Origin of the sequence: Microbacterium kribbense (genome assembly GCF_039537285.1) — a bacterium.
Lineage (GTDB): Bacteria > Actinomycetota > Actinomycetes > Actinomycetales > Microbacteriaceae > Microbacterium > Microbacterium kribbense.
Window position 1 is genome coordinate 1 of sequence record NZ_BAABAF010000017.1, and the last position, 11,627, is coordinate 11,627.

Here is an 11,627-nt window from a genome sequence, read left to right on the forward strand (position 1 = left end):
GCTGGAAGGCGCGTAACCGCGTGATTCTGCGGCAGACCGACTGGAATGGATTGAGAAGGATCGAACCTCTTTGGGTTCAAATCCCACCGTCACCGCCATGAAGATCCCTGTTCAGCAGGGATTTTCCTTTTGCCCTGCCCACGGTTTGCCCATATCTGCTCAGGACATGACTGCCGATTGTGATGTCTCGGGACATGGGTGACGGTTCCGTCTTTTTCCTCGGCTCGCGGTGTTTGCCGTTGCCGACGTACTTGATGCCGACGGTGGCCAGAGATGCTCGATGATGAGCGAACCGCCGGGTGTCGAAGACCATGATCTCGGCGGCTTCGTATACGACGAGCACTTCCTTCCCGCGCATCGGGTAGCTGACGTTGAAGATGCAGTTCTCGAACGCCGTCGATACGGAACGTCTCGAGAAGGATCGAACCTCATTGGGTGCGCCCCCATGGTAGGTGGAGCCGACTGAGTCTCGAACTTTCGGACAGAGGAAGTTCCGTGCCGCATTGATCCCGAGCTGCGGGACCGATGCTCCTCCACATGACCTCATCATTTCAGCTCGAAATGATGGGCCATCAAACCTCGGACGGCTCAGTTCGAAGTCAGAGCGGTAGGCCTTGGACCCTCACGAGTGGGGTGCAGTCTCTAAGGGAACACCTGTAAAGACTGATGGATACCCATACGCGAGTGCAGAGAGTGTGAAAACGAGTGTTGGGTATCCATCACGCACTCCCTGAGTGTGGTATTCTAGATCAGGTAAGGGGGCTTGAAATGACCATCACACCACAGTTGCTCATGGAGCTCATTGAGAGCACTATCGCAGCGCGTCGAGAGACGGAAGACACCATTCGCGATCTTCGGCAGCAACTTGAACAGCTCGATGACGAGCGCTCTGCACTTGAGCAGGAGGAGCAGGGGTATCGGCTCGCGCTTACTCGCCGATTCCCGGAGGCCGCAGCAGTCTCGGCCCCCGAGTCGGCTCCTCACGCCGAGGCCGGCCTGTTCCCACTTGCAGACGACATCGCCGACCAATCGCGCTCGGATGCAGTCGAGACTGCGGTCAGGGTTCTGACTCAGGCCGCGGACTTCGCCACGCCCGCCGGGATCGAGGAGTTCCTGCAGCAACACGGACGGTCCGACTCACGCGATGCGATTGGCGCTGCACTCGCGTACCTGAACCGCAGCTCGCGCGTCGCGAACGTTGGACGTGCGAAGTGGCAGTTGGCGCGGAAGGGGTAACAACCCGAGAAAGAATTCTGGCCTGACTCTGCGTCAACAGTATCAGGCCAGATACCGGCCCGAGGGCGCGGTGGGTGCTTGCTTGTACTCACAGCGTAGCGGAAGTTCGTTGAGAATCGCCCGATTCTCGCTTCTCCTCTGGCCAACAACCAGTAAGGAGAAGCCCAATGGCTTCGGTAACTGACCACTACGGGATCAGCCGTCCCGTACCGTTCATCAACATCGATGTGGACGCCGACAACCGGTTGTACCTCGATCCGCATGCAGTCAGGCTGATGGAGCGTCCGCAGCCATTTGCAGATGACGCGGTCCGGTGTGTCGATACGTTCCTCGACACCGTGACTGGCTGCATCTTCGATGGGTCGCGAGCGGCTCGTTTCCGCGGAGAGCAGTATCTGCGCCGCTTCGTCGAGCCCTGGGAGACCAGGCTCGGCATGGCCGAAGAAGGATTTCGCGGCCATGGTGGCGCCGGTGAGGTCGGCATGTGGATCTGGGAGACTCTGACTGGGGATGCTGCGCCGCTCGTGCGCATCGGCATGCTTCACCAGCTCGAGGATCTGCCGCTGTTCGTAGATGGCGTGGACCGGGACATCACCAGTGACATCACCACACGCATCATTTATGGACCGATGGCGCGCTTCACTGAGTGGGTGGTCGCCAACTACCCGGAGTTTGTCTCCGGCGGCCATCAGGTGCAGACGTTCCGTAAGCAGGTCTGGAATCCGGTCACCTGCGAATGGGATGAGGCAGAGGTCACACTTCCGGTCGCGAATGGGAAGGAGCTGCTGCTCGTTCCCATCGGATGGGCGGGGCCGACTCTTCTCATGTCTGCGGGGCGGTACTACGGCACTACGTTACTGTCATACGCACAGATGGAACAGGCCGTGCGTACGTCCGAAGGCAAGGTGCTTAAGTCGCGGAAGCTCGACTTGAGAAAGCAGCCGGGGCTCGAACCGGGCCGCCAGACCATCCTCGCAGTCACGCTTCGCGCCATCGGCAACAAGGAAGACCTCCTCGTGCTCTTCAAAGCGTTCGTCGACGGCCGGTTCAACGCGACCAACGACGCGGACGAAGCCGCGGCCTGATCGGCGGGGGCGTCGCCACATCAATTGCGGCGCCCCCGTCACACGATCATGTCGGCGATACCGGAACGCCTTCATACACTTGCAGGCTGCCCTCGTAGTCCAAGACGAACCGGCCTTTCGTCGCCAGACGGTCCGGCCAGCTCTGCGTCAGCCTCTCGAGTTTGTCCTTGAGCCGTTCCAGGTTTGCCGCCGCTCCCGTACGGGTTTCGGGTGCACCCTCACGCGCATTGAGCGACTATGTTCGAGTAGTTCCGGGTTGAGGTCGGTGACCGCGGTTATCATTGGGTGATGGTCGATAGCGGGCTGTTGCAGCAGGTTCTGCGACTGGACGTGGAGTCCCGGCGCGATTTGATTTGCGCCGTCGAGGGCTCGCTGGACTACGACGATGTCCCCGCGGACATGCTGGCGATGGTCGATGCGCGGCTAGCGGTCAAGGGGCCGCACCCGGACGCTGACGCCATTGCGTTGGATGCGTTCGAGGCGCGGTTGCGTGGTCGGCGCTCCGCGTGAGCTTCCGCGTCGTCCTCGACTCGAACGCGTGGCGGGATTACGAACAGATCGAGACGTACTTCCTCGAGAACGAGCTCGCTCACCTACTCCGCGGTTCGACATCGATCTGACCACGACACTGCGGTTCATCGCGGAGCACCCGCTGCTGCGCCGTCAGATCCGCCGGGCGTGCGGCATGAGGCGCAGAGAGTGTTCAAGCATCATCACGTGTGGTTTCGCGTCATCGAGGACATTGAGCACGTCGAAGTGTTCGGCGTCCTGCACGGCGCCCGCAACCCGTGGACCGTTGAAGAACGGCTCTGACGCAGTTCGACAGTGGACGGCATCGATGACGATCGGTCGGTATGCATCGGCGTGCGCCCACGGGAAAGCCCATCGGCGCCGGGCTCGGGCGGGCCCGGGTCGCCTGGGCTAGAGTGCTGGTGAAACGGAGGGCGGCCGCCTTCGAAGAAGATATAGACCGGCTCGGTGGTTCTCTGCTCGGGCCAGTGGCATGTGTGGGGACGTCGTGCCCACACCGTGCCCACAACTGAACAGGATCCGGCCCGATCCAGGACGATCGACAGCAGATCCTGGAAGCCATGAAACCGCATGATTCCGCGGCAGACCGACGGGAACGGATCGAGGAGGATCGAACCTTATTGGGTTCAAATCCCACCGTCACCGCCATTTTTGGGCCGGATCGACTTCCTTTTCAGGCGGTTTCGATCCGGCCCGTTCTTGTTGGTTCCGTCTCGTTCGGTTTTCTTGCCGGGCGTCCGGACACCGTGGTCCGGGGCACCGCGGGATCCGGACGCATCGAGACGGGTCGAGGACGACCGTGGCCGACGTCGGAATCGCCCGTGCCCACATTTTGCCCACAGAATCTCGCATGGTGTGCGCCCCCACGGTAGGTGGAGCCGACTGAGACTCGAACTTCTGGACCCAGGGAGTCGCACCGCAATGATTGGCACAGCCGCCGTCGAGCACGGTCAACCCCGTCGCGCCGGGGTCTCCAACTGCTGCGCCCAGTATCCGACGGGTACCGAGGCCGGGACTCAGGCAGTGAGTTGGCGATCAGCGGTGTCGCTGGGCGATCTCCTGGTACACCTCGAATGCGCTGTTCTTTCGACGTGTGAGCTGCTGGTCGCCGCCGCGCACCAGATTGACGAGACCGAATGGCAGCATCCAGTCATCGACTGGCTTGTCGTCGAAGCGGTACAGCCAGTCAACGAGATCAAGGAACGGGAACCAGGTGTATCCCACGATCGGGTGGCCCTCGCTACGCAGCGACTCCAGCTCTACTTCCGACTCGCGGAGCCATGCGATCTTCTCGTCGGGGGTGCCGACCAGCGATGTCTCGGTGATGGCCAGCGGTAGTCCGTAGCGGGCGCTGTAGAGCTGAACGAGATCTCGAAGGCCTGCGGTGCCGGCGGTGACTGGTGTTTTCGTGCTGTTCTGCATGCTGATCGTGGTGAACGTCGGATAGTAGTTGACGCCGATCACGTCGGGGCGGACTGCGTTGTCGGCGAACCAGGCCAGTTCGCTGTCGGTGACTCCTTGCGTGTTAAGCCACGCACTGAGCGGATGGGCGTCGTCGACACGTCCCATGATCAGATCGAGTGCGAGGAACCTCCGTTCTTCGAGGATGGCTCGCGGCACTGGAGTGGTCTCGCCTTCGTAGCGGAATCCGGCGTCGACGTGCACGAACACCGCATCAGGGTTGACAGCGGCGATTTCCTGTTGTGTGCGCACCATGCCACGGGCGAGGGCGCGGGTGATGGTGAGGAAGCCGTCGTCACCGACGAAGTATGGGGGCCAGTTGCCCATCTCTCCGCACCATTCGGCGTTGACGATGGGTTCGTTCAGTGTTGTGAAATCGTCCCACACCCCGCGATAGCGCTCGGCGACGGCGCGTCCGTATGCTGCGACCCGTTCGGCGTAGCAAGAGTTGGCGAAGGAGTTATCCAGCCACAGCGGCGTGCCGTAGTGCATGAGATCGACGATGCAACGCAACCCGAGGGCTTGCATGTGCTCGGCGACCTGATCGATCCATGACCAATCGAACACGCCCGGCTCGGGCTCGACAAGGTACCAAGGTACTCCCCAGCGCAGGAACTCTGCACCGCTCTCGGCAACGAGGTCGAGGTCACCGCGCCAGTTCGTATAGTGCTGAGTCAGTTCGTACTCGTCGAGTTTGCGATGCCCGGCGCGGATCTGCGGGATGAAGGTGTCTTCGATGCCGACGCCGTAGCGCAGCCTGCCGTCTTGGAACCAGGTGGTCATGGGTGCCTTTCAGTGTCAACAGGATGCCTCGGTCGAGGCATCCTGGCTACTTCAATCCGGTTGTTGCGATGCCGGCGACGAAGCTGCGCTGGATGAGCAGGAAGAAGGCGATCACGGGCAGCATTGCAAGTAGCGACCCGGCCATGAGCAACCCGTACTCAACGACGTGCTGGCCCATGAACAGTGCGAGTCCTGCCGGGAGCGTGGAGTTCTCAAGATCGGAAGACATCACGAGTGGCCACAGCAGGTCGTTCCAATTGTATTGGAAATGGAACAGCCCGAGCGTCAGCAACGCGGGCTTGGCCAGTGGAAGGATCACCTGGCGGTAGATGCGCCACTCGGAGGCGCCGTCAACGAGTGCTGCTTCTTCGAGATCCTTCGGCAGTGACAGGAAGAACTGGGTGAGGAAGAAGATCCCGAACGCGTTCGTCATGCGGGGGATGATCATTCCGGGCAGCGTGTTCGTAAGCCCCATGCCGTTCAACATGTCGTAAAGCGGGATCAGCGTCACCTGGAACGGCAGCATGAGCAGCAGCAGGATCAGAATCATCACCGCGCCCCGGCCGCGGAAGGGGATGCGGGCCAGGGCGTAGGCGGCCATCGAGTCGAGCAGGAGGGAGATGACGGTGACGCCACCCGCGAAGATGATCGTGTTGAGGTAGAGGCGGGCGAACGGGATGCGGTTCCACACGTCGGCGAAGTGCTCAAGGGTGAGCTGGCGTGGCCACAGCGTCGGTGGGTACGTGACAATGTCTGCTTCGGGTTTGAACGCGGTGAGCATCATCCACACGATCGGCAGCAGCATCAGCAGGGCGGTCACGATCGCGACGATCGACAGTATCCACTTCGTTGCCGTGTACATCGAGCGTCGGCGTCGGAGTTGATCGACGGACAGGGCGGCCATCAGTATGTCACCGCCCGGCGCCGCAGGAACCCGTACTGCACCATCGACAACACGAACACGAACAGGAGCAGCACGAACGAGATCGCGGAGGCGTACCCGAACTGGAGTTCCTGGAACCCCTTGCGGTAGATGAGCATCACGAGAGTCTCGGTCTTGAAGTAGGGACCGCCGTGGGTCATCACGTAGATCTGGTCGAACGCTTGCAGCGTCGCGATCAACGCGAGGACGGATACCAGAAGCGTCTGGTTTGACAGAAGCGGGAGTGTGACGTGCCGGAATCGCTGCCCAGCGCTTGTGCCATCGAGGCGGGCTGCCTCGTACAGTTCCGTCGGGATGGATTGCAGCCCGGCGAGGTAGATGACCATGTAGAAGCCGACGTTCTTCCACACTCCGACCATCATCACAGCGGGCATCGCCAAATGTGGGTCGGTGAGCCATCCCTGTTCGGTGACGATGCCGATCCTGCTCAGCCAGTACGAGAGCAATCCGATGTTCGGATCCAGCAGAAATGACCACGCGATGGCGATGATCCCGAGCGACACGATAAACGGGAGGAAGATCGCGGTGCGGGCGAACGTCCGCCCGAAAAACGCGCGGTTGAGCATGACGGCGAACGCGAGCGCCAGCACGACGGTGACCGGCGTGACTACGAGTGCGTACAAGATCGTGTTCCAGAAGGCGTTCCAGAATGCTGGGTCGGTAGCCAGTGCCACGTAATTGTCGAAGCCGACCCATTTGGCGGCGGAGATGAGGTTGTAGCTGGTCAGCGACAGATAACCTGCCTGCACCATCGGATACAGGGTGAACAGCGCCACCACGACCAGAGATGGTGCGAGGAAGAACCATGCGTTGCGTGAACGGCGGGCAGCGGCCGAGCGGTGCCGGCGGGTGAGCGCATGCGGCCGCGGTGCTGGCCGGCGCGTCGAAGCGGCTGCGTCAGTGACAGTCATCGGTGGGTCTCCTTGACCTGTGTGGGCCGGGGCTGTGGCGCCCCGGCCCACACAGGATCCGTCACTTGTCGAGTTCTGCCTGAACCTGCTTCGACGCGTCCGCGAAGATGCTGTTGACGCTTCCCTCCCCGTTGAGCGCCTTCTGCACGGCGGGGAAGAAGATCGTGTCGATGATCGTGCCACCGGGCGCGACTCCCGCGAGCAGGATCTTGGTGCGCTTGCCGACATCGGCGGCGCCGAAGATCGCCGGGTACGGGCTAGATGTGATCTGGTCGGCGACGTCGGCGCGGTTCGGGGGGAAGCCGGAGCCGCTGGCCCAGGTGATCTGGCCTTCCTTGGAGTTCCAGTACGCAAAGAATTCGTAGGCGGCTTTCTTCTTGGTGTCGCTGATGCCAGCGGGCAGACCCATCGCGACGACGTCGGCGAGGATCGTGTCGTCGGTCGGTCCGGCCGGTGGAGCGACGATGCCGTAGTTGAGCTTGGCGGCGTCGAATCCGGAAGTCATCCAAGGCCCCACGATCTCGATCGCGGCCTTCTTCGTCGTGAACAGTTTGTCGGCGTCTGCCCCCGACAGTCCGATCGGAGACGCCTTGTCGTCCTTCACGAGGGACACCCAGTAGTTCAGTGCATTGAGACTTTCCGCGCTGTCGAGTTGGGATGTCTTGCCGTCATCTGAGACCACGGCACCGCCCGTGCCCCACAAAAGCGCGGGGAACACCGGCACAGTCTCGTGATCTGCGAGCGCCAAAGCGTATTGCTCGGGCTTGCCGTCACCGTTCGAGTCGACGGTCAGCTTCGGGACCATCGCCTTGAGCTCGTCCCAGGTTGTCGGCGGCTTCGCGGGGTCCAGGCCCGCGGCCGTGAACACGTCCTTGTTGTAATACATCATCATTGGCGTGTAGTTCACCGGGACACCGTAGTTCTTGCCATCGAACTTCGAGGCATCGATAGCGGCTTGGGCGAGAGCGCTCGAGTCGTTGGCCGGGTCGCTGTAGTAGTCGTCGACCGGAGCGAACATGCCCTGCGCGGAGAACTGCGGCATCCGCGAGGCGGACATCGCGATGATGTCGGGCCCGCTGTTGCCGGCCACGGCGGTGAGGACTTTCTGATAGAGAGTGTCCCAGGGCATGATGTTCGCCTTGACCGTCACCTTGTCCTGGGACTTGTTGAAGTCGGCGATCACTTTCTGCAGTGCCGGGCCGTCTGGCCCGGTGAAACCGTTCCAGAACTCGAGGGAGACCTTGCCGCTCGCGTCGGTGCCGCCTCCGTCCTTGCCGCTTCCTTGGCCCGCGCAACCGGTCAGTGCCAGCGCCACGACACCGATGCCCGCGGCAGCCATCACGATGGCGCGCGAACCTCGATGGTGTAGCGGTTGCTGTGTCTTCATCGGAGTTCCTCTCATGTTCAACGTTGAACGAACCTGACGTAGTCTGTTATACCTGAGTGGTAATCGTTGAACAAGACCCAATCGGTAATCGTTGAATATCGGGCTGTGGTGTGGCACTGTGATCTCGCAACGGAACGCGCGATCGACGGAGATGAGTGCAGTGAGCAAGACGACGCTGAAAGATGTCGCGGCGCACGTCGGCGTGTCGGCGAAGACCGTGTCCAATGTGGTCAACGACACTGGCTGGGTCACCGATGACCTGAAATCCCGCGTGCGGGAGGCCATCGCCGAACTCGGTTATCGTCCCAACGTCGCAGCTCGAAAGCTTCGCAGTGGCCGCAGCGGCATGATCGCGGTCGCGCTGCCTGACCTCAGCCAGCCTTACTTCGCGGAACTCGCATCCGACCTCGTCCGCGCGGCGCAGGAGCGGGCCATCACTGTACTGGTCAATCAGACCGACGGGCGAGAGGATGCCGAGCGGCGAATCGCGGAGGGCATCGACCTTCCGGTGATGGACGGGCTCATTCTGAGCCCGCTGGTGTTGTCGGCTTCGGACTTCGAAAACCGCGTGGACGCTACTCCGCTCATCCTCTTGGGCGAGCACGTCGGGAAGACCCAATTGCCGCACGTGGCAGTCGACAACTCCGCTGCGGCGCGTACCGCCGTCGAGCACCTGCTCTCGCTCGGACGTCGCCGCATCGCCGCGATCGGAGCTCAGCAGGCAGGACCCAACGAGACTTCTGTGCTGCGTCTGGGCGGCTACCGCGATGCACTGGCCGCGGCGGGCATCGAGATGGATCCGGACCTGATCATCACCGTCGACGAATATCGGCGGGCCGACGGAGCGGCAGGCGCAACTCGGCTGCTGGACGCCGGAATATCTTTCGATGCGGTGTTCGCGTTCAACGACCTTCTCGCCCTCGGAGCCATGCACGTACTCACCGAGCGCGGTGTCGGCATCCCAGAGGAGGTCGCTGTGATGGGATTCGACGATATCGAAGAGGCGCGCTACAGCACACCAGCTCTGAGTTCCGTCGCCCCCAATACGCGGGAACTAGCGCGGATCGCGATCGAGTTGCTCAGGACAAATCCACCGGTGCCGGGCGTGTACCCGGTCCCATTCACCATCGCACAGCGTGCCAGCACTGTAGGAGGCACTTCTTGAGAGCCGGTTCGCTCCCGACCGCGTCCCACCAGGACGGGACATACCCACGCCCGCAGCTCGTGCGCCCGCAGTGGACGGACCTGACCGGTCCGTGGGAATTCACCGTCGGATATTCGAATGGCGCTCCAGACACGGTCGGCTTTGACCGCACGATCCGGGTGCCCTTTCCTCCGGAATCCGTGGCATCGGGCATCGCTGAGCCGAACGGGCTGCACTCGGTCTGGTATCGGAGTTCTTTCGCCGGTGCGGAATTGGAAAGCGCCGGCTGGGTGCCCGGGCGGAGGCTAATTCTGCACTTCGGAGCGGTGGACTGGGAAGCGCGTGTGTGGGTGAACGGTGTGCTAGTCAGCACGCACCGCGGCGGCCAGTCCCCCTTCTCCGCAGACGTCACCCACGCGATCGATCCTGAACGCGAGAACACGATCGTCGTGCACGCAGTGGACGACCCCGATGATGTCTCGATCCTGCGCGGCAAACAGGACTGGAGGGATGAGCCTCACGCGATCTGGTATCACCGTACGACGGGGATCTGGCAGCCGGTATGGCTGGAAGCGGTCGCTCCGGTGGCGATCGACGGCCTGGTGTGGACGACCGACATCCCGGCCGCCGGTGTCGACGTGGAAGTGTCGCTCAGTGATCTGCCCGCAGCCGGAGCTTGGTTGCATGTCGAAGTCGCGTATGAGGGGGAAGTCCTCGCGCAAACACGCACGCTCGTGCAGTCGCGGTTCGAGACCGTGCGAATGCGCCTGCCACGCCAAGCAAACGGGCAGCAATACGAAGAGCTGCTGTGGAGCCCCGGCCATCCCATCCTCATCGATGCTGTCGTGCGACTTGAGCCGGCGGACGGTGACGACAGCTCAGTCGACGAGGTGGCAAGTTACTTCGGTATGCGCAGTGTGGAGGCCACGGCATCCACGTTTATGCTCAACGACCGACCCACGAAGATCCGCGCCGTCCTGGCGCAGAATTATTGGCCCGAGTCTCATCTCGCCGCCCCCAGCGCTGCGGCTCTGCGTCGCGAGGTCGAGCTAATCCTGTCGCTCGGGTTCAATACCGCCCGCGTGCACCAGAAGGCTGAAGACCCACGGTTCCTCTACTGGGCCGACCGCCTCGGTTTGATGCTGTGGTCCGAAACCGCAAGCGCATACTCGTTCGACAGACGGGCGGTGTCCAACCTGATCTCCGAATGGACAAGCCTGGTCAAACGCGACCTCTCTCACCCCAGCATCATTGCGTGGGTTCCATTGAACGAGAGTTGGGGAGTGCAACACATCGCGCACGGGCCCCGTCCCCGTGCGCTGAGCCGCAGTGTCGCCGACCTTACGCGCGCACTCGACGGTACTCGCCCGGTCATCTCGAACGACGGGTGGGAGCACACTTCATCCGACATCTGGACGATCCACGACTACGAGGGTGATCCGGAGGTGCTCGCGCACCGTTATCGGGACCGGCACTCGCTTGAGGCGATGCTGCATGGGTTTGGTCCGGCGGGGCGCCGGTTGTACGTCGATGACGGTGCACCGGCGGAGCACCCATTCATGGTCACGGAGTTCGGTGGTGTGAGTCTCGCGTCGGACAACGACAAAGACTGGGGTTACTCGACCGTGGGCTCCAGCGCGGAATTCACTGCGCGCGTGTGTGCGCTGATACGGGCTGTCGCACTGGCCGAGCCTCTGAGCGGCTTTTGCTATACCCAGCTCACAGACACCGGCCAGGAGACGAACGGGCTGTTGAACCAAGACCGAACCCCCAAGGTGGACGTAGCCCGGGTGCGCGCGGCCGTGCGCGGTGGGACTGTACGTTCAACGGTGTAACTCCGATCAAGGAGGAACACAATGAGCAAGCAGGCTGAGACGGCCCCGGCGGCTGTCGCGAAGGGAGCCGAAACGGCCGTGGAGAAGAAGGCGGAGCAGCCCTCTGTGGCGCCGGTGGTGGATCGTGGGCTGGTCGCGCAGCTCGTGTGTCTGTGATCGACTGCGTGTAGGCCGTTTCGGCGGGGGTTTCCTGCCGGCTCGGCGGCTGGTTCCCGGCCGTTTGAGCAACAAGAATCCGGCCATTCTGGATAGGTTCCGTTACGTGGGGGCGGCACGCGCCGCACCCACGTAACGAAACCGGGAAGCAGATG

General features: G+C 62.4%; 11 protein-coding genes. 6 read left to right on the forward strand and 5 right to left on the reverse strand.

The window, feature by feature from the left end; all coding sequences use genetic code 11:
- Positions 1-76: 76 nt before the first annotated feature.
- Positions 77-358, reverse strand: coding sequence for a hypothetical protein (locus ABD705_RS15885; protein WP_344785359.1), 282 nt, complete (start codon positions 356-358; stop codon positions 77-79).
- Between the two features lie 410 nt (positions 359-768).
- On the opposite strand from ABD705_RS15885, the gene ABD705_RS15890 reads away from it, so the two are divergent.
- From ABD705_RS15890 to ABD705_RS15900, 3 genes are all read left to right on the forward strand, one after another.
- Positions 769-1,236 (forward strand): hypothetical protein, encoded by a 468-nt coding sequence (locus ABD705_RS15890; protein WP_344785361.1) that lies wholly within the window; start codon positions 769-771, stop codon positions 1,234-1,236.
- A 167-nt stretch (positions 1,237-1,403) separates the two neighbouring features.
- Positions 1,404-2,321, forward strand: coding sequence for a hypothetical protein (locus tag ABD705_RS15895; RefSeq protein ID WP_344785363.1), 918 nt, complete (start codon positions 1,404-1,406; stop codon positions 2,319-2,321).
- A 288-nt stretch (positions 2,322-2,609) separates the two neighbouring features.
- A complete protein-coding gene (locus tag ABD705_RS15900; protein ID WP_344785365.1) occupies positions 2,610-2,831 on the forward strand; it encodes a hypothetical protein in 222 nt (73 codons plus the stop codon).
- A gap of 1,056 nt (positions 2,832-3,887) precedes the next feature.
- On the opposite strand, the gene ABD705_RS15905 is transcribed toward ABD705_RS15900, so the two are convergent.
- The 4 genes from ABD705_RS15905 to ABD705_RS15920 form a co-directional block, all read right to left on the reverse strand.
- Complete coding sequence (locus ABD705_RS15905) at positions 3,888-5,096, reverse strand: family 1 glycosylhydrolase (RefSeq protein ID WP_344785367.1); 1,209 nt, start codon at positions 5,094-5,096, stop codon at positions 3,888-3,890.
- 46 nt (positions 5,097-5,142) lie between these two features.
- On the reverse strand, positions 5,143-6,000 hold the full coding sequence (locus ABD705_RS15910) for a carbohydrate ABC transporter permease (protein ID WP_344785369.1): 858 nt from the start codon (positions 5,998-6,000) through the stop codon (positions 5,143-5,145).
- Positions 6,000-6,818 carry a carbohydrate ABC transporter permease gene (locus ABD705_RS15915; RefSeq protein ID WP_344785371.1) on the reverse strand — a complete coding sequence of 273 codons (819 nt, stop codon included), beginning with the start codon at positions 6,816-6,818 and terminating at the stop codon, positions 6,000-6,002. Before ABD705_RS15915 ends, ABD705_RS15910 begins: the two co-directional genes overlap by 1 nt.
- A 193-nt stretch (positions 6,819-7,011) precedes the next feature.
- Positions 7,012-8,505, reverse strand: a complete 1,494-nt coding sequence (locus ABD705_RS15920) for an ABC transporter substrate-binding protein (protein ID WP_344785373.1) — start codon at positions 8,503-8,505, stop codon at positions 7,012-7,014.
- Between ABD705_RS15920 and ABD705_RS15925 the strand changes: the two genes are divergently transcribed.
- From ABD705_RS15925 to ABD705_RS15935, 3 genes are read left to right on the forward strand one after another with little or no spacing between them, the layout of a single operon-like run.
- On the forward strand, positions 8,489-9,502 hold the full coding sequence (locus tag ABD705_RS15925) for a LacI family DNA-binding transcriptional regulator (RefSeq protein WP_425562096.1): 1,014 nt from the start codon (positions 8,489-8,491) through the stop codon (positions 9,500-9,502). The genes ABD705_RS15920 and ABD705_RS15925 overlap by 17 nt on opposite strands.
- A gap of 59 nt (positions 9,503-9,561) precedes the next feature.
- On the forward strand, positions 9,562-11,316 hold the full coding sequence (locus ABD705_RS15930) for a glycoside hydrolase family 2 protein (protein ID WP_344785377.1): 1,755 nt from the start codon (positions 9,562-9,564) through the stop codon (positions 11,314-11,316).
- A 21-nt stretch (positions 11,317-11,337) separates the two neighbouring features.
- The gene (locus ABD705_RS15935) at positions 11,338-11,472 is read left to right on the forward strand and encodes a hypothetical protein (protein WP_344785378.1); all 135 of its coding nucleotides are present in this window, start codon (positions 11,338-11,340) and stop codon (positions 11,470-11,472) included.
- The last annotated feature ends 155 nt before the right edge of the window (positions 11,473-11,627 follow it).

Bases quoted from the DNA above. Each gene is read 5' to 3' on its own strand.
- ABD705_RS15925 (WP_425562096.1), top strand. From the start codon at position 8,489: ATGAGTGCAGTGAGCAAGACGACGCTGAAAGATGTCGCGGCGCACGTC.
- ABD705_RS15905 (WP_344785367.1), bottom strand. From the start codon at position 5,096: ATGACCACCTGGTTCCAAGACGGCAGGCTGCGCTACGGCGTCGGCATC.
- ABD705_RS15885 (WP_344785359.1), bottom strand. From the start codon at position 358: ATGCGCGGGAAGGAAGTGCTCGTCGTATACGAAGCCGCCGAGATCATG.
- ABD705_RS15935 (WP_344785378.1), top strand. From the start codon at position 11,338: ATGAGCAAGCAGGCTGAGACGGCCCCGGCGGCTGTCGCGAAGGGAGCC.
- ABD705_RS15910 (WP_344785369.1), bottom strand. From the start codon at position 6,000: ATGGCCGCCCTGTCCGTCGATCAACTCCGACGCCGACGCTCGATGTAC.
- ABD705_RS15900 (WP_344785365.1), top strand. From the start codon at position 2,610: ATGGTCGATAGCGGGCTGTTGCAGCAGGTTCTGCGACTGGACGTGGAG.
- ABD705_RS15890 (WP_344785361.1), top strand. From the start codon at position 769: ATGACCATCACACCACAGTTGCTCATGGAGCTCATTGAGAGCACTATC.
- ABD705_RS15895 (WP_344785363.1), top strand. From the start codon at position 1,404: ATGGCTTCGGTAACTGACCACTACGGGATCAGCCGTCCCGTACCGTTC.